Source organism: Desulforamulus aquiferis, from assembly GCF_030577015.1.
Classification (GTDB): Bacteria; Bacillota; Desulfotomaculia; order Desulfotomaculales; family Desulfotomaculaceae; genus Desulfotomaculum; species Desulfotomaculum aquiferis.
In genome coordinates this window covers 35,595-59,630 of record NZ_JARPTC010000018.1, presented here as the reverse complement: position 1 = coordinate 59,630, position 24,036 = coordinate 35,595, and the positions used below count along the sequence as shown (strand labels likewise).

The following is a 24,036-nucleotide window of genomic DNA, read 5'->3' as shown; positions in this document are numbered from 1 at the left end:
GGGTGAATAGCATGGATTATTCGGCAATTTGGCCGGCAGCGGCTATTAGCTTGATAACAACTATAATCCTAGGGCCCATTGCAATCCCTTTGCTAAGGAGACTAAAATTTGGCCAGACCATCAGAACAGAGGGCCCGGCCAGACATATGGCCAAGACCGGAACACCCACCATGGGTGGGGTCATGTTTCTGATAGGGATTGCTGTGGCGGGTTTGTTTCTCTTGAAAAATCCAGGGATCCCTGGGAGAGCAGAGGGATTAATCGTGTTGGCTGTAACCATGGGTTACGGTCTTATTGGCTTTATAGATGATTTTATCAAAGTAGTATTAAAAAGGAACCTGGGACTGAAGAGCCGTGAAAAGCTATTGGGGCAACTTATCATTGCCTCTATATTAGCTGTTCTGGCAGTATTTAACCTTGGACGGGGTACAGATTATTTAATACCCTTTTCAGGCTTCTTTACACCAGGGGGAATAGGCTTTGATTTAGGCTGGTGGCCTTTTTTTGGCCTAACCGTCCTTGTATTGTTGGGTACAACAAATGGTGTGAATTTGACTGATGGTTTGGATGGTCTGGCTGCAGGTGCCACCGTTTTTACTGCCGGTGCTTTTATGCTGTTGGCCCTCGGCAGCGGCAAAGTTGGTGTTGCGGTTGTGCTGGCCGCGGTAGCCGGGGGATGCCTGGGATTTTTAGTTTACAATAAAAACCCAGCCAAAGTCTTCATGGGAGACACTGGTTCCCTGGCGCTGGGAGGCGCACTGGGAGCTGCAGCAGTTATTACCAGGAACGAGTTGTTTCTGGTATTTATCGGGGGACTGTATGTATTGGAAACCCTTTCGGTAATAATTCAAGTAATATCCTTTAAGACAACAGGCAAGCGGGTTTTTCGGATGAGCCCCCTCCATCATCATTTTGAGCTTTCCGGCTGGTCTGAAAAGCGGGTGGTTAGGACCTTTTGGCTTATTAGCTTTGCCTTTTCCGCCATAGGCCTGTTAGGTGTTTACGGACTAAGATAACAGCTATTTCGATATTATAAAGTTGATGCAAAAGGAGTACTTAAAGTGGAACTAGAGGGGAAAAAAGTACTAGTAGTTGGAGCTGGGAAGAGCGGCCAGGCTGTCTGCGAATTTCTAATTGAAAAGGGGTCCCTGGTAACCTTAACAGATTCTCGAACAAGGGAGCAGATGGCTGATTTAGCAGCTATGCTGGAAAACAGAGGTGTAAAGCTTGCTTTGGGTCAGTATCCAGAGGTTTCGGGGGAGGCATATGATCTAGTGGTGGTTAGCCCTGGCGTGCCATTAACAGTACCGCCTGTGGCCAAAGCCCTAAGTCAGGGCGCACCTCCGGTTATGGGAGAGATGGAATTAGCCTACCGTTTTTCCAGGGCACCTCTGGTGGCCATTACTGGGACAAACGGTAAGACTACTACAACCTCCTTGGTGGGACAGCTTTTTAGGGATGCAGGTTACCGGACACTGGTGGCAGGAAATATTGGGCTTCCCTTAGTCAGCAAGGTGGAAAATTATTCCCAGGAGGATATTATTGTGGCGGAGGTTTCCAGTTTTCAATTAGAAACCACCAGCCAATTTGCTCCTAAGGTTGCAGTGATTTTAAACCTTACTCCCGATCATCTGGATCGTCATGGTTCCATGGAAGAGTATACAAAGGCTAAGGCAAGGATATTTGCCCAACAAAAACCCGGAGATTTTACAATATTAAACTACGATGATCCGATAACTAGGAAATTAGCAGACTCTTGTCCTGGTGAAGTAATATTTTTTAGTAAAAAGCATATCTTAGAAAAAGGAATTATTGCCCAGAAGGACAAAATAATGGTAATAGACAATGGTGTCACTGAAATTGCCGGAGTAACATCCCTGCGCATTCCCGGGGGCCACAATTTAGAAAATGCCTTGGCGGCTGTGGCAATTGGGCATGCCATGGGAGTTTCAAAGGAAAATATGGCTCACACACTAAGTACCTTCAGGGGAGTTGCCCATAGGCTTGAGCACGTAGCCACCCTTGGCGGGGTTGACTACGTCAACGACTCCAAGGGAACTAATCCTGATGCCTCCATCAAAGCCCTGGAAGCTTACAATGTACCCATTGTTTTAATAGCCGGTGGCAAGAACAAGGGCATTGATTTTACCGAATTTGCTAGAAAGATAAAAGAAAAGGCCAGGGTTCTGATTGTCGTGGGTAAGGATGGGTACCAAATTGAGGAGGCGGCCCTGACCCAAGGTTTTGAACATATCTTAAAGGCCAAGGACTATGAGCATGCCGTAGAGCTTGCCCATAACCATGCAAGGTCAGGTGAGGTTGTACTTTTATCCCCGGCCTGTACAAGTTGGGATATGTTTAAAAACTTTGAGGAGCGAGGAGATCTATTTAAGGAACTTGTTTTAAAACTAAAAAGCTAATCGGGCACCAGTAATCAGAGCCAGGTACCATTTAGGGGTTATGGAACTGAATTTGGTGACCCCGGTAACCTGAAGCTGATAGGGGGTAGAGCCTATGAGATTAAAGAAAAGACCTCCGGACTTTGTCTTATTTCTCACGGTATTGATGTTGCTAAGTGTTGGATTGATTATGGTCTTTTCTTCCAGTGAATATGTTACCATGGTGAGATATGGGGATAGCTTCTACTTCTTCAAAAAACAACTTCTGTGGGCACTGGTAGGTTTGGTGGCCATGTTTGGTATGATGAATTTTGATTACTACAGGCTAAAGCGATTTATTGGGCCAATAGTATTAGTGGGTTTTGCCCTATTGATAGCTGTGCTATTACCAGGTATTGGGACTGAAACCAATGGTGCTCAACGCTGGATTAATCTGGGCTTCATGTCTTTTTCACCGGCAGAATTGGTTAAACTTTGTATGATTATGTTTGTAGCCTTTGGCCTGTCAAAGTCGGAGAATATCCACTCCTTTAAGGAAGGACTGCTCCCCTATTTGGTTGCCATGGGGTTTGCGGCCGGACTAATTTTGCTTCAGCCGGATTTAGGGACAGCAGTTGTATTGTCTGGAACCATATTTATTATGCTTTTTGCAGCGGGGGCCAGAGTACTCCATTTGAGTGGTTTGATGGGTTTAGGGGCTGTGGCCGTGGCCTTTGCCATTTATTTTGAGCCCTATCGCATGAGGAGGTTCCTGGCCTTTATGGACCCTGAAAAGGATCCCCAGGGCACAGGTTACCACATTATACAATCCTTATATGCCCTTGGCTCAGGGGGGCTATTTGGCCTTGGTCTGGGACAAAGTAAGCAAAAGTTTCTCTACCTGCCAGAAAACCATACTGACTTTATCTTTGCCATCTTAGGGGAAGAACTGGGTTTCATTGGGGCTTCATTGGTGGTGCTATTATTTGTGGTATTTATTTGGCGGGGTCTAAAAATTGCGGTTACTTCACCGGATCCCTTTGCCAGCTTGCTGGCTGCCGGTATAACAAGCGGCATAGCCCTACAAGCAATTATTAATATGGGTGTAGTTACCGGCTCAATGCCTGTTACCGGAGTGCCACTGCCCTTTATAAGCTATGGTGGTACATCCCTATTGTTTACTCTGGCGGGCATTGGCATAATACTAAATATTTCAAAATATACAACTCCCCGTTAAAGGAAGCATATAATCCATTTTAGAGGTGAGTAATTTGCGTGCAGTATTAACAGGCGGTGGAACAGGTGGTCACATCTATCCGGCCCTAGCCATTGCCAAGGGATTGCAAGAGCGCTTTGCTGGCACAGATATACTCTATATAGGAACAAACCGAGGTCTTGAGGCCGACCTAGTGCCCAAGGCCGGTTTCCCTTTTAAGGCCATAACGGTGGCAGGCCTGGAAAGAAAAATATCCCTAGCCAATGTCAAAATACTCTGGCAAGCTATACGGGGGTTTCAGGAGGCTAAAGCCCTCCTTAAAGAGTTTAGACCGGACGTAGTTATAGGAACGGGTGGCTATGTTTGTGGACCGGTGGTGCTGGCAGCCTCTAGATTGGGAATTCCCACCTTAATCCACGAGCAGAATGCTTTACCAGGTATCACCAATAAGCTTCTATCCCGGGTAGTAGATCAGGTTACTGTAACCTTTGAGGACTCCAGGAAGTATTTTTCCAAAGGAGTTAAGGTTGGGCTTACGGGTTTGCCAATTAGACCGGAAATTCTTCAGGCTGAGCGCCATACAGCCCTAAACAATTTACAGTTAAAGGATGACTTGTTAACCCTTCTTGTTTTTGGCGGCAGCCGAGGAGCCAGAAGGATCAATCAAGCCATGGTTGATGTAGTCAGGGAATTTGGCAATAGTCAATCAATTCAGGTGATTCACGCCACCGGGCAGACGGGCTATGATGAATTTATTAAGGATTGCCAAAATAAGGGTATTGATTTGGATAAATATGTCAATATTAATATTAAAGCCTATTTGTACAATATGCACGATGCCTTAGGGGCGGCAGATTTGGTTGTCAGCAGGGCTGGTGCGGCAACACTGGCGGAATTGACGGTTCTTGGCATACCTTCGATTTTGATTCCTTATCCCTATGCCTCAGAAAATCATCAAGAATTCAATGCCAGGGCCCTCGCAGATCGTGGGGCAGCGGTGCTAGTCAAAGATAAGGATTTAACCGGGCCGTTATTGGTAAAAGAAATAAGAAGCATTATTAATGATGCCGAAAGGCTGAGGAACATGTCCCTGGCCAGCAAAAGACTTGGACGGGCCGGGGCCCTTAATGATATTATTGATTGCGTAGAAAAGATTTTGCCGCGGCATTAAAAAACTAAGTTTGCCGGGGCAGTCTTTGTTTCAGAAGAGTGGACAGGCCTGCCGGTATAATCCCTGGAAAGCCATTGGTGGGCGTTAGTAACACCTACTGTTCGAGATGCATAGTATGGCTTACGGAAACGCTCTTAGGGACTTAAAGAATAGTCGGGGTAGTCCTGTTTCAGGAAGGAGTTGAAGTTAGTGCAGGTAATTGAAAAAGGAATACATTTTGTTGGCATCGGGGGGGCAGGTATGAGTGGTATTGCCACCGTTCTATTAGGAATGGGTGGTTATCGCATATCTGGCTCAGACTTAAAAAGAAGTGCCGTTACCGAGAGATTAGAATCCCTTGGTGCTGTTTGTTATATCGGGCATGCTCCAGAAAATTTAAAGAATGTTGATATAGTAGTTGTTTCTACAGCCATTTCACCGGATAACCCTGAAGTTCAGCAGGCTCGAAACCTGGGCTTGCAAGTACTGAGAAGGGGAGAAATGCTGGCCTGGTTAATGAGGGAAAAAACAGGAGTCGCCATTGCCGGAGCCCATGGGAAAACTACAACCACATCTATGGCTGCTCTGGTACTGGAAAATAACGGACTTGACCCCACCATTCTAATTGGAGGTGACTTGAGTAACATAGGTGGGAACGCTAAAAAGGGACAGGGTGACCTGCTGATTGCAGAGGCTGATGAGAGTGACGGTTCTTTTTTACTCCTGGACCCAACTATTGCAATAGTAACAAACATTGAAGACGATCATTTAGATCACTATGGAACTAAAGAAAATATTATCGCAGCCTTCAAAGAATTTTTAAGCAAAATACCTGACAAGGGATTGGCAATTCTTTGCCAGAATGACCCTGTACTTAGGGCTATGGGCAAAGAACTGAACTGCCGGCTAATTACCTATGGCACAAAGGGGACTGGCGCAGACTATACACTGGGGGCAGTTAATTTTGTCCATGGGTTAAATAGGGGAGAAGTACTTTATCATGGTGATAAGCTGGGAGATGTCGAATTGCATGTCCCGGGGCAGCATAACCTATTAAACTCATTGGCGGCCATTGCCCTGGGACGGTACCTAAATTTGGATTTTGAGGATATTGCCAGGGCCTTAAAGGAGTTTAGAGGGGCTAAAAGACGCTACCAGCTATTGGGTGAAATTGATGGGGTTAAGGTTGTGGACGATTATGCTCACCATCCAACGGAAATTAAGGCTACCCTGCAGGCAGCTAGAAACTCCCATCCCGGCAGGATCATTACAGTTTTCCAGCCCCACAGATATACCCGGACACGTCAGCTATTCAGGGAGTTCGGAGAATCCTTCCAGGATAGTGATATTGTAATTCTGACGGATATATATGCAGCATCCGAAGCGCCAATCGATGGTGTAAATACTCAATTAATTATTGATGCCATCCCGCCAAGGGAGAATCAGCAGATTATTTATCTTTCTAACCTTGAAAAGACCGTTAAATACCTTGAGTCAAATGTTGCTAAGGGAGACCTTGTGCTAACAATGGGTGCTGGGGATGTCTGGACCTTGGGACGGGAACTGTTAAGGAGGCTTGGCTAAAACCATGGATTATAGGGTATTGTCGGAAGAACTCCAAGCAATGATTAAAGGGCAAGTCAGTTCTTCTGAGCCCATGAATAAACACACTACCTGGAGAATTGGGGGACCGGCGGATATTTTTGTTAATCCGGCTAGCCTAGAGGACCTATACCAGGCAGTTGAGTATGCCCGTAACAGAGAAATACCCCTCACTATCATTGGCAACGGATCTAATCTGTTGGTCAAGGATGGTGGCATTCGGGGGATGGTAATTAAGATTGGCCGAGGCTTGGCGGAGATATCGGTTGAGGGCAATTCTATTCGGGCCGGAGCCGGTGCTATGCTGCCGGAACTGGCTGCTGCCGCTCGCCGGGCAGGTATTGGCGGATTTGAGTTTGCAGCAGGTATACCTGGTTCCCTCGGTGGGGCGGTTGTGATGAATGCCGGGGCACTAAACGGTTGTGTCGCAGATGTACTGACATCGGTACTGGTACTTGATGAGCATAGCAATTTTATAACTTTAGCAAAGGAAGATTTGGGTTTTAGCTATCGCACCAGTGCTTTGCAAAGAATGCAGCTTATTTGTGTAGAAACTACCTGGAGCAGCACCTTTAAGGATAAGGCTCTTATTGAGGAGGAAACCAGGGAGTATCTAAGTAAAAGAAAGGCTATACAGCCTCAGGGATTTCCCTGCGCAGGAAGCGTGTTTAAAAATCCTGAGGGTGACTCTGCCGGGAGATTAATTGAGGCCGCCGGTGGAAAGGGCCTGCAGGTTGGAGATGCCCAGGTGTCCACTAAACATGCTAACTGGATATTAAACCTTGGCAATGCAAAGGCCAGGGATGTATTAGCTCTAATTGAGAAGGTTCAAGGGTTAGTGGAAGATCACTTTGGCATTCTGCTTAAGAGAGAAGTTAGATTGCTGGGTGAAGACTAGGCGGAGGTGGCAACGTGGAGAAATTTGTTATTGTGGGAGGTAACCGCCTTAAGGGAACAATCAAAGCCAATGGCTCAAAGAATGCTTCGTTACCTATCCTGGCGGCAACGCTGCTGACCGGGGGCGTCTGTACTGTACATCAGGTGCCAAGACTCAAGGATATCATGGTAATGCAGGAACTGCTGGCATATCTTGGGGCAAAGGTAAACTTTGAAGGGCACACCATGACGGTTGACTGCTCGAATGTACAGCCCCAGGAAATATCGGAAGACATAATGAGAAAAATGAGGGCTTCAAATCTAGTCCTTGGACCAATACTTGGCCGGTTTGGAAATGTTAAGATATCGCACCCGGGTGGCTGCAATATTGGCTCCAGGCCGATGAATCTACATCTTAAAGGTTTGGTCTCTATGGGGGCTGAAATATCAGAAAAATTTGGTTATATCACCGCAGAAGCAAGTCAACTAGTTGGCACAGTAATTCACTTAGACGTTCCCAGTGTAGGAGCTACGGAAAATTTGATAATGGCTGGCATATTGGCCAACGGTACTACAGTTATAAGAAATGCGGCGAAGGAACCTGAGATTGTGGATTTCCAGAACTTCCTCAATGCCATGGGAGCTAAGGTTGTTGGTGCTGGAACGGACGTTATTAGAATTGAAGGGGTGAAAGAATTAGGTTCGGTCACCCACACAGTAATCCCAGACCGTATTGAGGCAGGAACTCATATGATCGCCGGAGCGGTTACCCGGGGGGATGTGACGGTTAGCAACGTCATCCCAGAGCACCTTGATCCCTTAATTTATAAACTGAGGGAGGCTGGTGTACTTGTGGAGGTAGGAGATGATTGGGTACGTGTCCAAAGTAATGGAACCCTTAAGGCAGTAGACATTAAAACAATGCCCTATCCGGGGTTCCCAACCGACATGCAGTCACAAATGATGGCATTAATGACCATTGCAGAAGGTACCAGCGTCATTAGTGAGACCATCTTCGAGAATAGATTTAAGCATGTGCCTGAGTTCCGCAGGATGGGGGCTGATATCCGTCTGGAGGGCCATACCGCCATCATTAAGGGGGTCAGTCGACTATCAGGAGCCTGTGTGGAGGCAACTGATTTGCGGGCAGGAGCTGCCCTAATTCTAGCAGCATTGGCCGGGGAGGACGGAACAGTGCTGAGTAATATCGAGCATATAGATAGGGGTTATGAGCGAATAGAAAAAAGATATAATTCCCTGGGGGCAAGAATTATAAGAGTCAATAGTTAATGGCTCTTTTTTTAGTTTTGCCTTGGACAAGGCTATCACTTATCAGTTATAATATTGTAAAAATGGGCAACATCGGAAATTATTTCAAGGGGTGGGAGATTTGTATCGACCTCGTGCTGAAGCCCCGGAAAAAAAACACCACTTGGTACAAAGTGTTTTTTTTATTTTGCTGGTAAGTGCTGCCGTATATATCTTGTTACAGTCTCCGTTGTTTGAGATTGAAAAAATAGAAATTGTTGGCAATCAGCAGATGAAAAAGGACGAAATAAAGGAATTCTCTGGAATTATTCCTGGAACTAATATATTTAAACTTAATTTGAGCCAGTGTGAAGAGCGGCTGAGCATGCTCCCGCTCCTTAAGGTCGTTAGCTTAGAAAGAAAACTACCGGATAAAATTATTATTAACGTTACCGAGCGAAGGGCGGTAGCTCTGCTCCCCCTGGAAAACAGCTTTATTAAAGTTGATAATGATGGGGTATACTTGCAAAAGGGCACAATTGCCTCGGCCTTACCGGTGATTACAGGACTGACCGTTAAGGAGAGCGGTCCAGGCAAAACTGTCGAGTCTAAGGATTTGCCCATGATGCTTCACTCATTGAGTCAACTACCAAGAACCTTGATCCAACAACTCTCTGAGATGCATGTAAATGAAACTGGACAAATTTTTCTGTACACGGTGGATGGCACCCAGGGAAGGCTTGGCCTGCCCAAGGAAATTGAGTATAAAGGACTAGTTTTTGAACAGGTAATCACAAACCTAAAGCAAGCTGGCGGAGAGATTGAATATATAGATTTGTCTAATCCTAAGGTGCCGGTGGTTAAATATTCTAAACCGGAGGGTGTCCAATAGTGAAAATAAAGGGTTATCAATTGGGTATAGCTCTTGTCGCCTTGGCACTGGGGCTAATGATATCTATTCAATACAGGTTTTCCCGAGAGGTTAATGAAAGCCCTCCCATTGCTCGGGTACAAACCTTAAACAACGAAATAAAGGAAAAAAGGGAAGCCCGGAACCAACTGGAGAAAAGAGTAGTGGAGCTAAGGGAAAGGTTGGATCAAAAGGCCAATGTTCAGCCCGATAACTTTGCTGCCGAAATGGAAACCAGTAGAATCATTGCGGGAATTCAGGCTGTTTCCGGGCCAGGTGTGGAAGTAACATTAAATGATAGCAATGTGGTACTTCAGCCGGGACAAGATCCAAACCTATATGTTTTACACGATGAAGATGTGCTTAGGGTACTTAACGAGCTTAAGGCCGCAGGGGCAGAGGCCATAGCCCTAAATGATGTCAGGCTGATAGCTACCAGTGAAATACGTTGCATTGGGCCAACAATTCTTACCAATAAAAACAAAAGACTGCCGGCCCCATTCACCATCAAGGCTATCGGCAACCCTCAGACTTTAGAAAATTCACTCTTTATGAAGGGTGGGGTTGTTGAGCAGCTTAAAATATGGGGTATTCAAGTACAAGTTCGAAAACAAACAAACCTTGATGTTCCAGGGTTTTCAGGAGCTATTTCCTTTGATTATGCCAAACCTGTGGCTGATAATTAAGGCGGTTGAAGATGAATAAACCAAGCTTAAAAACTAATATACCATTATTTTTTTCCATATTGCTTGTTTCAATGGCCCTGGGGCTGATGGTGGCTTTTCAGTTTAGGACGGCTGGCCGGGTGGATTCAGGCGTGCCCTATGACAGGGTGCAGCTTCTGACAACGGAACTTAGGCAGATAGAAAGGGAATATAGTACTCTGTTTAGTGAGGCCATTGATTTAGAAGATAAGCTGGCAAAAGCAGATAAAGGGCGTCCCGAGGCATCCCAGGCAGTTCAAGAGGAATTGATCAAGGTTAGGCAAATGGCTGGTCTAACCAGGTTACAGGGCCCGGGGGTGGAAGTAAGCATAGCTCCTATGAATAAGGGGGATAAACCAGGGGATAACCTCTTTACGGTTAGAGACGAGGACCTCCTTAGGGTTATTAATGAACTAAGGGCATCAGGGGCAGAAGCTATGTCAATTAACGGTCAGAGGATTATATCTACCACCGAGATTAGGCTGGCAGGGTCTTTCATTGATGTAAACCTTACCAGAATATCGCCTCCCTATAAGGTTTTGGCTATCGGTTCCCCAGGCCAGTTGGAAAGTGGTCTCTTAATCAAAGGTGGCCTGGTGGATACTATGCAAGATTGGGGCATTACCGTTAGTGTGGAAAGGCAAGACGAAATTGTAGTACCGGCATTTTACCATAATATAAATCTTGAATATGCTAAACCACTGAAGGAGGCCAGGTAACCGTGTGGATAGGTGTTATAATTGCCCTGGTTGGATTATTCCTGGGCGTAATGATTGGCCTAAATGTTCCGATAGTTTTACCCCAAACCTATGCACAATATCTGGGACTGGCCGTGCTGGCAGCTCTAGATTCAGTTTTCGGAGGAATCAGGGCGGCTATGGAAGACCATTATGATAACCGCATATTTGTTACAGGTTTTTTTAGTAATGCCCTATTAGCCGCGGGATTGGCATATCTGGGAACAAAGCTAGGAGTACCCCTAAGTACAGCCGCAGTGGTTGCCTTTGGTGTGCGCTTGTTCCAAAATTTAGCCATCATTCGCAGGCATATATTAAAAAAATAACTATTTTTTGGTCTTCTTTGAAAAGGGAATTTTTATTCTTTGTTGAATTTTACATTTTAAGTAAAAGCTGCACTGGAGGTGCCTGGGCTTGTCCAGGAGACGTACTGTCGCGGGATTAGACATTGGCACTACAAAAATTGTTGCAGTCATTGCCGAGGTTGGTCCCAATGGATATCCGATAATTACAGGTTTTGGAGAGAGTCCGGCCATTGGTGTCCGGCGGGGTAAGGTATATGATAGTTTTGCTTTAGGCAAATCTATTGCCCATGCCGTTGAGCTGGCCCAGGACATGACTAAAGAATTGGTTAAGGAAGTATATATTACCTTCCCAACCTCTGATTCACTAACTGGAGAGTTTGAAATTATTGATGAAAGCTTAGCCCAATGTGTTGTTAATGCTGGCTTAACCATCATAGAAACCGTTCATTCCGCAATTGCTTCAGCAGAAAAGCTTTTAACCGAAACAGATAGAAAGCTAGGTTCAGTATTAATTGACCTGGGAGGAACAACGACTGGTTTAGCTGTGTATGATCAGGGTGAGCTGATTTATAGTCATACAATACCCATTGGCAGTGAGCATATCACCAGTGATCTAGCGGTTTGTCTTAGGACAACCCTAGGGGAAGCAGAAAGAGTTAAACGAACTTTAGGAATATCCTATCCAGAACCGGAGGTCATATTAGAGATATCCAATCTTACAGGTAATGGCATAAGAAGTATCTCAGGAACCGTAGCAGTAGATATCATAAAATCTCGGGTTAAAGAAATACTTGAGTTATGTTACCACGATTTAAAGAAAAATTGTCGGTTTGAAGCATTATCCGGCGGTCTGGTATTTACAGGGGGAGGGACATTACTGAAGGACTTTTTAAGTCTAGCCCATTCGCAATTCCCCTTTTCCCGAATTACTATAGGTCCTTCAGGAGGGTCAAAACCTTCCCAAGAAGGCCTTGATGGACCTGGCTATACCTCATCGGTGGGACTGGTTATATATGGTGCTAAAAGAAGTTCCAGTCGCTTGGAGGACCATTCTGGATGGCGTGGAGTCTTGGCCCGGTTTAGGTAATATTTAAGCGACTTTCTGTGATAAACATAGAGGAGGATTATTTATATGCTTGACTTCGAGCTGGACCTGGACCATTTTGCTAACATTAAAGTAATCGGGGTCGGAGGTGGTGGCAATAATGCCGTAAACCGTATGATCAGTGCTGGACTCAAAGGAGTAGAGTTCGTTGCGGTTAATACAGATGCCCAGTCTCTGTTTTTGTCCCAAAGTAACCATAAAATCCAAATTGGCACTAAGCTGACTAAAGGTCTGGGTGCAGGGGCCAACCCGGAAATTGGCTGTAAAGCAGCCGAAGAGAGCCGGGATGAAATACTGCAGGCCCTAAAGGGTGCAGATATGGTCTTTGTTACCGCCGGCATGGGTGGTGGCACTGGTACCGGTGCTGCACCGGTGGTGGCGGAAGTTGCCAAAGAAATAGGAGCACTTACTGTAGGGGTTGTTACAAAGCCCTTTACCTTTGAGGGGAGAAAAAGGCTTTCCCAGGCTGAATCCGGCATTGAGAACCTCAAAAGCAAAGTAGACACCTTAATTACCATCCCCAATGATCGCTTGCTGCAGGTAATTGATAAGCATACCTCCATTGTTGAGGCCTTCCGTATTGCCGATGACGTCCTGCGTCAGGGTGTACAAGGTATTTCAGATTTGATTGCCGTTCCTGGACTGATTAACTTGGACTTTGCCGATGTTAAAACTATCATGAAGGATACAGGCTCTGCCCTAATGGGTATTGGTAGTTCAACGGGTGAAAACAGGGCTACAGAAGCTGCCCGGGCAGCTATATCCAGCCCGCTGTTGGAAACATCCATTGAGGGAGCTAGGGGCGTGCTCCTTAATATCACAGGGGGTTCTTCCCTAGGGTTATTTGAAGTTAACGAAGCAGCTGAAATTATTGCCCAGGCTGCGGATCCTGAAGCTAACATTATCTTTGGTGCCGTGATAGATGAAAGAATGAACGAAGAAGTACGGGTTACCGTAATTGCCACAGGCTTTGAGCACCGTCTTAATAACAAAAAGGAAAAGGGCAAAAAGGAAATGGAGATCAAGCCCTTTGCCAGCCACGATGACCTAGATATCCCTGCCTTCCTACGCCGCCGCTAATACCTCACCCCCGGACAACCCCGGGGGTTTTCCATTTGTCAATGCGAGCCGGGGACAGTTCCTTGACTCATGCCTGTTCTAAGGATATCTTTACTTAGCCTGGGTACACTAAGGTTAAGTATTTGATAGGGAGGTACAACATGAAAAAGAATATTGATAATAAAGAAAATCTGACCCGTAAAGAGGCACTAAATGAAGTAAGGGGAGAGCAGGAGTTTATTGATCATAATAAAGGGCCTGCTAAAAAAGACTCCAAACGAAATGACTGGAATGATCCGCAAAACTAGAAAATCCCGGATGTAAAAAGATATGAAAGGGTGTAGTATGATGACTCCTACTTGGCGTTTACTAACTAACGCGGCCAATATGATGGAAGCCGAGATATTAAAGGGGGCTCTGGAAAGCTCAGGATTTCCGGTCAACCTAAAATGGGAGAGTTTTAGCTCTATTATCTTTGGCAATTCAGCCACTGGCCCCTACTCTCAGGTCCAGGTGTTGGTTCCCGAGGAGTTATTGGAGGAGGCCCAGGAATTTTTAACGTCTATGCAGGAAGATGACGAAGAAAGATAGTAATTATTTTGTAGATATTAGGGTGAAATTAAATGGAATTAAATACCAGAAATTGACAAGTTTCCCAGCCCTGGCATTGTATAATATTGCCAGGGTTTTGTTATTTTGGCCATATTGGTATAAATAGATTGTTTACACCATATCATGGTAGTAACCACCCCTTTAGGCAGGGGGAGTAATGTAATGAGACAAGTGGTCTACGTGGATGAGCTTATTTTTGTAAACTTGGTGATGAACTTTACAGTGCTGTGGTTGACATCAAGATTTACAGGCAATAGGTTAATACCGGCCAGAATGTTTACTGCAGCGACTGTGGGGTGCATTTATGCCCTTTCTTTATTTATTCCCGGGTTAGGGCTTTTTGGTGTTTTATACATAAAGCTTCTTTTGGGCCTAGTAATGGTTTTTATTGCCTTCAAATACAGTGGCTGGAGAAAGCTGCTCAAGGATACCCTGTTATTGATGCTGGCCTCTTTTTTTACAGCCGGCCTAGCCATGGGCCTGCAATATTTACTGGTGTCAAATACAGGAGGCTACAGTAGTAACTGGCTCGGCCAAGCTGAATACAATAAATGGTTAGTGTTAGCCCTTACGATTATATTTAGTTATTTAATGGGTAAATGGGGGGCGATGATTTGGCTCAAACGTGTGCAGCAAAGCATTTGTGAGATGCCGGTGGCAGTATATCTCTGGGGCAAAAAAGCCCTGGTCCGTGGACTTGTTGATACTGGAAACCAGCTTATTGAACCATTGAGTCAACATCCGGTGATCGTTGTTGAATATGAAGTTTTGAGGTCAGTGCTACCTGTTAAAATATCAGAGGCCATTTCCGATCCAAAGCTAAGTGATGGTTCCCTGGCGATAATGTCACTATCTGATACACCCTATGCTGAAAGATTAAGGGTTATTCCTTTTCAATCACTGGGTAGGGAAAACGGATTGCTTTTAGGAATTCGGCCTGATGTAGTTGAGATTTGGCATGGAACAGAAAAACTTGAAATAAGGGATGTAGTGGTGGGTATTTATGGCAAGAAGCTAAGCCCTGGATCAAATTACGGGGCCTTAATACACCCAAAACTATTGGCTTCCTAGTTTCAAAGTTAGGGAGGGAGATATTTGAGGAACCCTTGGCATATTAAAATGCTGGTAAAGCTCTATGTAGTACGGGTAATGCAGTGGTTGGGCTATCAGCAGGAGATACATTATGTTGGGAGCAGCGAGGCATTACCGCCACCTTTATCAAATGATGAGGAAAACGACCTAATTGGTCGACTAGGTGAGGGAGACGGGGACGGTAAAGTAAAAAGTGTTCTCATTGAAAGAAACCTTAGGTTGGTTGTATATATAGCCAGAAAATTTGAGAATACCGGTGTGGGTATTGAGGATTTGGTTTCTATTGGCACAATAGGTCTAATTAAGGCGGTGAACACCTTTGACCCTAATAAGAAAATAAAGCTGGCTACCTATGCCTCACGCTGTATTGAAAATGAAATACTCATGCATCTGAGAAGAAATAATAAGACCCGTTCAGAGGTGTCCTTTGATGAACCATTAAACATCGATTGGGACGGCAATGAGCTATTACTTTCTGATGTCCTGGGTACTGAGAATGATATCATTTACAAAAATATTGAAGAAGAGGTGGATAAAAAGCTATTACACCAGGCCCTACTTAAACTATCCGGGCGGGAGAGGAGGATTATGGAACTTCGCTTTGGGCTAAATAATGGAACGGAAAAAACCCAAAAGGAAGTTGCAGATATGCTGGGGATATCCCAATCATATATCTCAAGGCTAGAAAAAAGAATTATTAAGCGTTTGAAAAAAGAAATTCACAGGATGGAGTAGGGTGAAAAACCAAGAATAACATTGAAAAAGGCCAAAAAAACAGCTCTAGTGGTGTTTTTTAGGCCTTTTACTAGCTCCGAACCTCATGTATATAAGAATTTTGCCAAGGTAATAATGAACCTGTAGGGCTGAAGTAACGTACATAAAGCAACTTTGGGAGGCCGGTAAATGCTAGTAAACAAAGTCGAGATCTGCGGGGTAAATACATCAAAACTTCCCGTATTAACAAACAGCAAGATGAGAACTTTGTTTGAAGCAATGCAGCAGGGGGATATGGATTCTCGGAGTCAGTTAATAAACGGCAATCTAAGACTTGTACTTAGTGTGATCCAACGATTTACCAATCGCGGAGAATATGTGGACGACCTATTCCAAGTAGGCTGTATAGGGTTAATGAAAGCCATTGATAATTTTGATCTTAGCCAAAATGTTAAATTTTCTACCTATGCAGTTCCTATGATCATTGGTGAGATTCGACGTTATCTGAGGGATAACAATCCCATCAGGGTGAGTAGATCCCTTAGGGACGTTGCTTATAAAGCCTTGCAGGTAAGGGATAGCCTTGTCAATAAATATTCTCGGGAACCTTCCATTAACGAAATAGCAGGGGAACTAAAAATGCCCCGGGAGGAAATAGTTTTTGCCCTAGATGCCATACAAGAGCCTATCTCTCTGTTTGAGCCCATCTATCATGATGGGGGTGATCCCATTTTCGTTATGGATCAAATAAGTGATGAAAAGAATCTGGATATAGGCTGGCTGGAAGGAATTTCCATAAGAGATGCCCTGCGCAGGCTCAGCGACCGGGAAAAGCATATCCTAACCTTACGCTTCTTTGAGGGTAAAACCCAAATGGAAGTGGCTGAGGAAATAGGTATTTCCCAGGCCCAGGTCTCAAGGTTAGAAAAAGCGGCATTGAATCATATGAAAAAATATGTTTAAACTGGACATGGTATTGCTTAGGCTTTGTTGTTAAACTGAACTGTTTGTGGATAGAAGGTAATACTAAGGGTCTTGGACACACCAAGACCCTTAGTATTTTCAATAGCATAAGACAATAGAAACCAAAAGTGAAAAAATGTTGTTCAGAATGTCCAGCACCCTGCATATATATTTATCACGGGGAGGTGGCATTATGATTAAAATATCGGACCTGCGTATAAGAGAGGTTGTTAATGTCATTGATGGAAGGCGATTAGGGCTAATTAAGGATATTGATATTGACCTGGAAGCAGGCCGTATTGCTGCCATAATCCTACCTGGACAGGGTCGCTTTATGGGGCTTTTTGGCAAAGAGGATGAATTAGTAGTTCCTTGGGAGAAGATCCGTAAAATTGGTATGGACGTCATATTGGTTGAGTTACCACCATATCATCAACAGAGGGATGACATTAGTAAATACTAGATAATATAAGGTATTATCATTGCACTTTGTCGCAATATTTAGTATACTGTTTTCAGAAAGAATATTTTCAAACTAGTTGCTTAATTTAAAAAATAATTTTGAGAAGGTATAATGTGGTACCTTCTTTAAAATTGAAAATAATGGTCTGACCATCATGCCCGTTGATGTTATGTCATTTGGCCTGATGAATTATAAATTATTTATTTTGGACAAGCACAAAAATAATCAACAAGAGGTGAATAGCATGGGTGCACCGCAAAAAAACTCCACCGAAGCACTTTATACGGAGTTTAAGGAGAAGGCTGAAATCCTTTCCGCCGAGGTACACAGGGTAGGAGGTCTTAACGAGGCTAGTCAATTAGTTACTAAGATTATTAAAGAACTAAAAATTAAAATGGCTGTATATGCTCCCACTGAGCTGGTTAATTCCCTTGAACCCAATGAGATTGCCAAGGCCACCGGGGTTGCCATGGAAACAAAGAATTTGAGGGAAAATGCTGCAACAGCAGACTTGGGAATATCTGAATTAGACTATGCCATTTCGGAAATCGGTACATTAGTTGGAAACGCTTCAGGACTAGAGAGTCGGATGGTTTCTATACTACCCCCGGTACACCTGGTTTTAATCAGGACAAAAAATATATTGCCTAACCTCTTGTCAGCCATTGAATTATATAATAAAAACCTAAACCAGCTACCACGTTACTTGACCTTTGTTAGTGGACCAAGCCGTACAGCAGATATTGAACGAGTGCTGACCATAGGAGTTCACGGGCCAGGCCGCTTAATTATCGTATTTATTGACTAGGGAGGAATAAGAGTTGTCTAATACAAATTTAAAACAAGATATTAATACTGCTCTGAATAACGACAACCTGAAGGGCGCCCTGGGTCGGTTCGGTGAAGCATACCCTATTGCCCGTGAAAAGGCCTACGAAGGAAAAGATTTTGAGGTTATTCGTGAGCAAATTGCCAAGGCCAAGAGCTATGCTGCGGAGAACATGGAAAAATTAGCAGCTCAATTTGCAGCTAATGCAGAAAAGGCCGGAGCGATTGTCTTCCGGGCTAAGTCTGCCCAGGAGGCCAGGGATTATATTGTTAAGGTTGCTAAAGACAATAATGTAAAGAGTATTATTAAATCAAAGTCCATGGCCTCCGAAGAAATACATTTAAACTCACACCTAAACAAAGAGGGAATTTCTGACGTTGCAGAATCAGACCTGGGCGAGTGGATCATTCAGCTTTGCGGACAACGCCCTTCCCATATGGTAATGCCTGCAATTCACATGACCAGGGGAGAAGTGGCCGAGGTATTTTCCAAAGAAGTAAAGGAAAATTTGGAGCCGGACATTCCCAAACTGGTTAAGGTGGCTAGAGAAAACCTACGCAATAAGTTTCTTAAAGCCGAAATGGGCATATCTGGAGCAAATATTGCAGTGGCTGAAACAGGAACCATTGTTATGTGCACCAATGAAGGAAACGGCAGACTTACCACCACCGTCCCACCTGTACACGTTGTGTTGGTAGGCTTAGAAAAAATAGTAGCTAATTTTAAAGACATAGGACCTATTCTAGAAGCATTGCCCCGCAGTGCCACCGGACAGAAGCTAACCAGCTATGTAACCATGATGACCGGCCCTGCCTCTGCTGTAGGTATGGATGGTGAAATAATTGAGAATAAGCAAATGCACATAGTAATGCTTGATAATGGCAGAACTGAAATGCGTAATGATCCCGTATTTAAGCAAGCCCTGCAGTGCATTCGCTGTGCTTCCTGTTTAAATGTTTGTCCTGTGTTTCAGCAGGTGGGTGGCCACGTTTATGGTGACGTTTATACCGGCGGCATAGGAACTATCTTAACTGCTTTCTTTAATAGTTTTGATAAGGCTGGGGAGCTTCAAAACCTTTGCCTGCGCTGCGAACGCTGTAAAGCCTTCTGTCCTGGTAAGATTGATTTGCCCAGCTTGATTGTGGAGTTGCGCCGCAGGACGGTTAAAAAGGACGGATTACCAACGGGCCAAAAATTAATTTTAGAAAAGGTGTTAACCAACAGAAAGTTGTTCCACTCCCTAATTAGAGCTGGTTCAGTTGTTCAAAAACCCTTCGTTAAGGGTAATATGATTCGCCATCTACCCATGTTCTTTTCAGGTTTAACTGAGGGCCGCAGTTTACCGGCAGTGGCAGCAACACCCCTTAGGGATAAGGTTGGTCACCAGGTACCTGAAGGTAAGGCTAAGGCCAAGGTTGGATTCTTTGCTGGTTGCTTAGGGGATTTTGTCTATCCCGAGCAGGGTGAAGCAGCCTATAAAGTTCTAGGCAAAATGGGAATGGAAGTGGTTTTTCCCCAAGAGCAAAGCTGCTGTGGTATTCCAGCCAGTCAAATGGGTGCTCCTGAAGTTTCAGTTAAGCTGGCCAAACAGAATCTTGAGGCCTTCGAAAAGGAAAAGGTGGATTATGTCATTTCCCTATGTCCCACCTGTGTGGAGGTCCTAAAGCATCACTTTGTGGAACACTTGAAGGACGACCCGGCATGGAAAGGCAGGGCAGAAAAATTTGCAGCTAAGGTTGTTGATTTTGCCTCCTTTGTGGCTAAGCATGGTCAGGAGCTAAAATATGACCGGATTAATACCAGTGTCACCTACCATGATTCCTGCCATATGAAGCGGGCCCTGGGGGTCTGGAAGGAACCCCGTGAGCTGCTGGATAAGGCAGGTGCAAATCTGATAGAGATGAAGGGCTGCGACGAATGCTGCGGCTTCGGTGGCTCCTATTCCATTAAGATGGCTGATATTTCTAAAGCCATTTTGGACAAGAAGATAACTAACATCGAAGCATCGGGTGCTCAAATGGTAGCCCTGGATTGTCCAGGCTGTAAAATGCAAATTTCCGGTGGTTTAGACAATAAAGGCAACAACCTGCCTGTAAAACACACAGCAGAGCTACTTGCCGAGGCGATAAAAGAATAGCACTATAAAAGGTTGGGATTAACGCCCAACCTTTTCATTGCGGATTTACAGTCAGGTGAGGGTCCTTTGAGTCATTATACCAGGTACTCTACCTTGGCTTGTGGGAAGTGCTGCTTTAACAGGCCTTCCATGAAGTCCCTTACTTCACCCATTCTTTCTTTAGGATAAACGAATTTACCATAGCCAAACTGACCATATTTGAATTGCCTGGTATCTTCCCTCATATCTAGCTGGGAGTTGGGAAAGACCTCCCTAATATTGTTTTTTGCCCGGCTGGTGAATCGATGAGTTATTAATTCAAAGGTTAGGTCCTTGCGGGACTCCTTGGGCAGGGTTGTATTTAAAGCCTCAAAGAGGTCACCATACCCCTTTTGCCAGCCTTCATAGAGAAAAATCGGAGCAATGAGAAAGCCCAAAGGGAAGCCAGCGGCCCCCGCACGACCGGCCGCTGCAACCCTTTCTGGCATGGTAGGAGTACCGTGTTCAAAGGCCTTTATAACATAATCACTGTTAAGACTGAAGCGAAAGCGGGTTTTACCATTATGCCTGGTGTCTAGCAGTGAGTCTACATCTGTGAACTTGGTGACAAATCTAAAACGGCCATGACTTTGTCGGCCAAAGAATTCTATGGATTTTTTTATGGCTCCGGTGTATCTTTCAACTGGTATAGGATCAGAGGTGGCCGCCCCCTCAAAGATTGTATGCTGGGGTCGTCGCTCATTAATATATCCTTGAGCCCGCTCAAGGACTTCTTCAATATTGACATAAACCTTTACGTAGGGCCTTTTCCCCAAATTAGTTAAAAGATAACAATATTCACATTTGCCAGGACAGCTTGATACCAGGGGTAACTGGTAGTGGGCCGAGGGCTTGCAGGTTTGGAATTCTTTAACCTTGCGAACTCCAATGACCAGTGTGCGCTTTGCTTCAAGAAATGCCTCCTGGGGTGTTTTCCCTGGGATGCCGGTAACCCTGTTGTGGGCGCCCAGGACTGAAACTGGAATACCCTCGGACCTAAACCTATCCTGCAATCCTCTCCCTAAATCATAATTCAGGGCCGCCTGTTCAATGAATACCCTCTTAGGCTTAAACAAATAGGACTTGGCAGGGGCTAGTAAAGTAATATTTTCCATTATATTCATCGCCTTTAGATATTTTCTAAAGGTAAGTATTTCGCAGAAGACTGACATTATGTAATAAAAGTGGTTTATAAAGAAATTTTCTTTGGATGGATAAAAACTGAAGGAAATTAAAGGGAGGATTAATCTTCTTAGGATATATTGGTAATTTTTACTGGAAACAGACATTGACTCACTATATATAGTGCACTATAATTAGCATGCATACAACATCTTGGAATTGTTCGAGCGTAAACCCAATATATTGGGGGTGTGTCATGTGCGTTGCCCATTTTGTAGCTTCCCTGAAAGTCGTGTATTAGATTCAAGGCCTGCCGATGAGGGCTGCAGTATTAGACGCCGCCGGGAGTGCAGCGACTGTGGAAAGAGGTTTACCACCTACGAGAAAATAGATGAGTTGCCCTTAGTGGTGGTAAAGAAGGATGGCCGCAGGGAAGTCTTTGATCGGTCAAAGTTACTGGCCGGTTTAATAAAGGCCTGTGAAAAGAGACCGGTACCTGTTCAAGAATTAGAAAAGACTGCAAATTTAATCGAGAGAGAACTTCGCAATAAGATGGACCTTGAGGTAAACAGTGGGGAAGTTGGGGAACAGGTCATGGAGCGGCTGAAAGAGTTGGATGAGGTGGCCTATGTTCGCTTTGCCTCAGTTTACCGGCAATTTCGGGATGTTTATAGTTTTTTGCAGGAAGTAGAGAAGCTTTTAAAGAGTAAGCATACTTAAAAGGGGGCCCTGTAGATATGTTTATGAATATTAGGAAAAGGGATGGTCGGGAGGTAGCCTTTGATGAGACTAAAATAACCGATGCAATATTTAGAGCTGCCAAAGCTGTTGGCGGGGAAGACCGCCAAACTGCCATGGAACTGACCCTAAATGTTTTAAAAATGCTAAAGAAGACATATAACGGCAACATTTTTGGAGTAGAAGAAGTTCAAGATATGGTGGAGAAGGTTTTAATTGAAGAGGGTCATGCCCGGACCGCCAAGGCATATATTTTGTATCGGCACCAGCGCACCCGACTCCGGGATGCTAAGAGCGATTTAATGGATGCAGTGGAGGAGATCCTAGCAGAAACCAACAGGGAGAATGCCAATATCTCTAACTCCCCCTCGGCAAAGATGCTGCAGATAGCCAGTGCCGCCAGCAAGAAATACTACCTTACTCGATTAATTCCCGAGGAAATGTCCCAGGCCCACGTGAGGGGAGATGTACATATCCATGATTTGGATTTTTATGGCAAAACCCTTACCTGCATTCAGATTCCCCTGGGCAGATTATTGAAAGAGGGATTTAATACCGGACACGGCTACATTAGGGCTCCTAAACGCCCCACCTCAGCAACGGCGCTGGCAGCAATTATATTACAAAGCTCACAAAATGATATGCACGGTGGGCAATCCTTTGCCTTCTTTGATCGGGATATAGCACCCTTTGTTGAAAACGCCACTGATGATGAAACATACCAGGCCATGGAGGCCTTGATATATAACCTGAACAGCATGCACAGCAGGGCGGGTGCCCAGGTGCCCTTCTCAAGTATTAATCTAGGCACCGAAACCTCAGAGGCTGCTCGGCGGGTAACGAAAAATTTAATTCTAGCCTATGAGGCTGGATTGGGGCGGGGTGAAAACCCAATATTCCCTAACATTATTTTTAAACTTAAGGAAGGTATCAACCTAAATCCCGGGGATCCCAACTATGATTTATTCCAACTAGCCATAAAAGTAGCCTCTAAACGCCTTAACCCAACCTTTAGCTTCATGGATTCCTCCTTTAACTCTGAATATGGGGATAATGTAAGCTATATGGGATGCCGCACCAGGGTTATGGCCAATCGCAAGGGTCCGGCAGTGACGGACGGCAGGGGTAACCTGTCTTTTACAACCATCAACCTGCCCAGGATTGCCATTAAGGCGGAGCGGAACATTGATAAGTTTTACAAGCTCCTTGATGAGACTTTAGATTTAACCTTCCGCCAGCTATATCATCGGTTTAAGGTTCAAGCAAAATTAAAGGTTAGAGATATGCCCTTTGTCATGGGCCAGGGTCTATATATGGGCTCTCAGGGTCTTGAACCTAACGATCCTATTGAAGAGGTAATTAAGCATGGAACCCTTTCTCCTGGCTTTATAGGGTTGGCAGAAACCCTGGTAGCCCTTACAGGTAAGCATCATGGGCATAGTGAAGAAACCCAGGCCCTAGGTCTGGAAATTGTTGCTTATATCAAGGGTAAGGTTGACGAGGCCAGTGAACAGTATGATTTGAATTACACACTTTTGGCTACTCCTGCGGAAAGCGTTTCTGGAAGATTTGTACGGGCCGATAGAAAAGAGTTTGGCATCATACCGGGTGTAACCGATAAACAATATTACACAAATTCCTTCCATATTCCGGTGGGCTATCCCATCAGCGTATTTGATAAAATTTCCTTGGAGGGACCCTACCATAAGTATTGTAATGCGGGACATATCAGCTATGTGGAAATGTCTTCCCCGCCGGTAAAAAATCCTGAAGCGGTGGAGACTATAATCAAACATATGAAGGCCAGTGACATGGGCTATGCAGCAATAAACTTCCCCGTTGACTATTGTACTTCCTGCAGTATAACCGGGGTAATTGATCAGGATAATTGCCCACGCTGCGAATCTCCTGAAATTCGCCGGGTACGTCGGATTACAGGCTACCTAAGCACCGTTGAGCGATTTAATGATGCCAAAGTGGCTGAGCTGAATGATCGCACCATCCATAAATTCTAGCTACTTCAATTCAACAAGCCCTTGGTCAGCCAAGAGCTTGTTG

General features: G+C 44.7%; 24 protein-coding genes. 23 read left to right on the top strand and 1 reads right to left on the bottom strand.

All coding sequences use genetic code 11. The features are described 5' to 3' along the window. Window positions 1-11: 11 nt before the first annotated feature. The 21 genes from mraY to ldhH all read left to right on the top strand — a co-directional run bounded on the left by mraY (window position 12) and on the right by ldhH (window position 20,100). Window positions 12-1,016 carry a phospho-N-acetylmuramoyl-pentapeptide-transferase gene (gene mraY, locus P6N53_RS12255; protein ID WP_304543547.1) on the top strand — a complete coding sequence of 335 codons (1,005 nt, stop codon included), beginning with the start codon at window positions 12-14 and terminating at the stop codon, window positions 1,014-1,016. A gap of 45 nt (window positions 1,017-1,061) precedes the next feature. Continuing rightward, window positions 1,062-2,420, top strand: a complete 1,359-nt coding sequence (murD, locus tag P6N53_RS12250; RefSeq protein WP_304543545.1) for a UDP-N-acetylmuramoyl-L-alanine--D-glutamate ligase — start codon at window positions 1,062-1,064, stop codon at window positions 2,418-2,420. Between the two features lie 94 nt (window positions 2,421-2,514). Then, on the top strand, window positions 2,515-3,615 hold the full coding sequence (gene spoVE / locus P6N53_RS12245) for a stage V sporulation protein E (protein ID WP_304543544.1): 1,101 nt from the start codon (window positions 2,515-2,517) through the stop codon (window positions 3,613-3,615). Between the two features lie 34 nt (window positions 3,616-3,649). Next, the gene (gene murG, locus P6N53_RS12240) at window positions 3,650-4,765 is read left to right on the top strand and encodes an undecaprenyldiphospho-muramoylpentapeptide beta-N-acetylglucosaminyltransferase (protein ID WP_304543542.1); all 1,116 of its coding nucleotides are present in this window, start codon (window positions 3,650-3,652) and stop codon (window positions 4,763-4,765) included. A 189-nt stretch (window positions 4,766-4,954) separates the two neighbouring features. Next, the gene (gene murC, locus P6N53_RS12235; RefSeq protein WP_304543540.1) at window positions 4,955-6,328 is read left to right on the top strand and encodes a UDP-N-acetylmuramate--L-alanine ligase; all 1,374 of its coding nucleotides are present in this window, start codon (window positions 4,955-4,957) and stop codon (window positions 6,326-6,328) included. 4 nt (window positions 6,329-6,332) lie between these two features. After that, window positions 6,333-7,244, top strand: a complete 912-nt coding sequence (murB, locus tag P6N53_RS12230; protein ID WP_304543579.1) for a UDP-N-acetylmuramate dehydrogenase — start codon at window positions 6,333-6,335, stop codon at window positions 7,242-7,244. Between the two features lie 14 nt (window positions 7,245-7,258). Next, window positions 7,259-8,512 (top strand): UDP-N-acetylglucosamine 1-carboxyvinyltransferase, encoded by a 1,254-nt coding sequence (gene murA / locus P6N53_RS12225; RefSeq protein ID WP_304543538.1) that lies wholly within the window; start codon window positions 7,259-7,261, stop codon window positions 8,510-8,512. A 100-nt stretch (window positions 8,513-8,612) separates the two neighbouring features. Further along, entirely contained in the window at window positions 8,613-9,362 is a 750-nt protein-coding gene (locus tag P6N53_RS12220) for a cell division protein FtsQ/DivIB (protein WP_304543536.1), read from the top strand. Next, window positions 9,362-10,066: a DUF881 domain-containing protein gene (locus P6N53_RS12215; protein WP_304543534.1), complete on the top strand. Its 705-nt coding sequence runs from the start codon at window positions 9,362-9,364 to the stop codon at window positions 10,064-10,066. Before P6N53_RS12220 ends, P6N53_RS12215 begins: the two co-directional genes overlap by 1 nt. Before the next feature lie 11 nt (window positions 10,067-10,077). Then, window positions 10,078-10,803: a DUF881 domain-containing protein gene (locus P6N53_RS12210; RefSeq protein ID WP_304543532.1), complete on the top strand. Its 726-nt coding sequence runs from the start codon at window positions 10,078-10,080 to the stop codon at window positions 10,801-10,803. Between the two features lie 50 nt (window positions 10,804-10,853). Then, on the top strand, window positions 10,854-11,147 hold the full coding sequence (locus P6N53_RS12205) for a small basic family protein (RefSeq protein WP_373323039.1): 294 nt from the start codon (window positions 10,854-10,856) through the stop codon (window positions 11,145-11,147). Between the two features lie 88 nt (window positions 11,148-11,235). Further along, window positions 11,236-12,213: a cell division protein FtsA gene (locus P6N53_RS12200; RefSeq protein WP_304543528.1), complete on the top strand. Its 978-nt coding sequence runs from the start codon at window positions 11,236-11,238 to the stop codon at window positions 12,211-12,213. Window positions 12,214-12,258: 45 nt separating this feature from the next. Beyond that, the gene (gene ftsZ, locus P6N53_RS12195) at window positions 12,259-13,311 is read left to right on the top strand and encodes a cell division protein FtsZ (RefSeq protein ID WP_304543527.1); all 1,053 of its coding nucleotides are present in this window, start codon (window positions 12,259-12,261) and stop codon (window positions 13,309-13,311) included. 140 nt (window positions 13,312-13,451) lie between these two features. Then, window positions 13,452-13,598, top strand: a complete 147-nt coding sequence (locus P6N53_RS12190) for a hypothetical protein (protein WP_304543526.1) — start codon at window positions 13,452-13,454, stop codon at window positions 13,596-13,598. A gap of 22 nt (window positions 13,599-13,620) precedes the next feature. Continuing rightward, window positions 13,621-13,881, top strand: a complete 261-nt coding sequence (locus tag P6N53_RS12185; RefSeq protein ID WP_304543524.1) for a putative signal transducing protein — start codon at window positions 13,621-13,623, stop codon at window positions 13,879-13,881. 183 nt (window positions 13,882-14,064) lie between these two features. Next, window positions 14,065-14,973: a sigma-E processing peptidase SpoIIGA gene (spoIIGA, locus tag P6N53_RS12180; RefSeq protein WP_304543522.1), complete on the top strand. Its 909-nt coding sequence runs from the start codon at window positions 14,065-14,067 to the stop codon at window positions 14,971-14,973. A gap of 48 nt (window positions 14,974-15,021) precedes the next feature. After that, a complete protein-coding gene (gene sigE, locus P6N53_RS12175) occupies window positions 15,022-15,729 on the top strand; it encodes an RNA polymerase sporulation sigma factor SigE (protein ID WP_304543577.1) in 708 nt (235 codons plus the stop codon). A 168-nt stretch (window positions 15,730-15,897) separates the two neighbouring features. Beyond that, entirely contained in the window at window positions 15,898-16,671 is a 774-nt protein-coding gene (sigG, locus tag P6N53_RS12170; RefSeq protein ID WP_304543520.1) for an RNA polymerase sporulation sigma factor SigG, read from the top strand. Between the two features lie 193 nt (window positions 16,672-16,864). Next, entirely contained in the window at window positions 16,865-17,134 is a 270-nt protein-coding gene (locus P6N53_RS12165; protein ID WP_304543518.1) for a YlmC/YmxH family sporulation protein, read from the top strand. A gap of 244 nt (window positions 17,135-17,378) precedes the next feature. Beyond that, window positions 17,379-17,942, top strand: coding sequence for a LutC/YkgG family protein (locus P6N53_RS12160; protein WP_304543516.1), 564 nt, complete (start codon window positions 17,379-17,381; stop codon window positions 17,940-17,942). Window positions 17,943-17,955: 13 nt separating this feature from the next. After that, window positions 17,956-20,100, top strand: coding sequence for an L-lactate dehydrogenase (quinone) large subunit LdhH (gene ldhH, locus P6N53_RS12155; RefSeq protein WP_304543514.1), 2,145 nt, complete (start codon window positions 17,956-17,958; stop codon window positions 20,098-20,100). A gap of 74 nt (window positions 20,101-20,174) precedes the next feature. Here ldhH and splB read toward each other — a convergent pair whose 3' ends face one another. After that, window positions 20,175-21,233 (bottom strand): spore photoproduct lyase, encoded by a 1,059-nt coding sequence (gene splB / locus P6N53_RS12150; protein WP_304543512.1) that lies wholly within the window; start codon window positions 21,231-21,233, stop codon window positions 20,175-20,177. A gap of 265 nt (window positions 21,234-21,498) precedes the next feature. Here splB and nrdR point away from each other — a divergent pair, with 265 nt between their 5' ends. Both nrdR and nrdD read left to right on the top strand, forming a co-directional pair. After that, window positions 21,499-21,960, top strand: coding sequence for a transcriptional regulator NrdR (nrdR, locus tag P6N53_RS12145; protein ID WP_304543509.1), 462 nt, complete (start codon window positions 21,499-21,501; stop codon window positions 21,958-21,960). 17 nt (window positions 21,961-21,977) lie between these two features. Beyond that, window positions 21,978-23,993 carry an anaerobic ribonucleoside-triphosphate reductase gene (gene nrdD, locus P6N53_RS12140; protein WP_304543508.1) on the top strand — a complete coding sequence of 672 codons (2,016 nt, stop codon included), beginning with the start codon at window positions 21,978-21,980 and terminating at the stop codon, window positions 23,991-23,993. The last annotated feature ends 43 nt before the right edge of the window (window positions 23,994-24,036 follow it).

Excerpts from the sequence above, each read along its gene's own strand:
- mraY (WP_304543547.1), top strand. The coding sequence starts at position 12 with ATGGATTATTCGGCAATTTGGCCGGCAGCGGCTATTAGCTTGATAACA.
- spoVE (WP_304543544.1), top strand. The coding sequence starts at position 2,515 with ATGAGATTAAAGAAAAGACCTCCGGACTTTGTCTTATTTCTCACGGTA.
- murB (WP_304543579.1), top strand. The coding sequence starts at position 6,333 with ATGGATTATAGGGTATTGTCGGAAGAACTCCAAGCAATGATTAAAGGG.
- P6N53_RS12210 (WP_304543532.1), top strand. The coding sequence starts at position 10,078 with ATGAATAAACCAAGCTTAAAAACTAATATACCATTATTTTTTTCCATA.
- P6N53_RS12205 (WP_373323039.1), top strand. The coding sequence starts at position 10,854 with ATGATTGGCCTAAATGTTCCGATAGTTTTACCCCAAACCTATGCACAA.
- ftsZ (WP_304543527.1), top strand. The coding sequence starts at position 12,259 with ATGCTTGACTTCGAGCTGGACCTGGACCATTTTGCTAACATTAAAGTA.
- P6N53_RS12190 (WP_304543526.1), top strand. The coding sequence starts at position 13,452 with ATGAAAAAGAATATTGATAATAAAGAAAATCTGACCCGTAAAGAGGCA.
- P6N53_RS12185 (WP_304543524.1), top strand. The coding sequence starts at position 13,621 with ATGAAAGGGTGTAGTATGATGACTCCTACTTGGCGTTTACTAACTAAC.
- spoIIGA (WP_304543522.1), top strand. The coding sequence starts at position 14,065 with ATGAGACAAGTGGTCTACGTGGATGAGCTTATTTTTGTAAACTTGGTG.
- sigE (WP_304543577.1), top strand. The coding sequence starts at position 15,022 with ATGCTGGTAAAGCTCTATGTAGTACGGGTAATGCAGTGGTTGGGCTAT.
- sigG (WP_304543520.1), top strand. The coding sequence starts at position 15,898 with ATGCTAGTAAACAAAGTCGAGATCTGCGGGGTAAATACATCAAAACTT.
- P6N53_RS12165 (WP_304543518.1), top strand. The coding sequence starts at position 16,865 with ATGATTAAAATATCGGACCTGCGTATAAGAGAGGTTGTTAATGTCATT.
- P6N53_RS12160 (WP_304543516.1), top strand. The coding sequence starts at position 17,379 with ATGGGTGCACCGCAAAAAAACTCCACCGAAGCACTTTATACGGAGTTT.
- splB (WP_304543512.1), bottom strand. The coding sequence starts at position 21,233 with ATGGAAAATATTACTTTACTAGCCCCTGCCAAGTCCTATTTGTTTAAG.
- nrdD (WP_304543508.1), top strand. The coding sequence starts at position 21,978 with ATGTTTATGAATATTAGGAAAAGGGATGGTCGGGAGGTAGCCTTTGAT.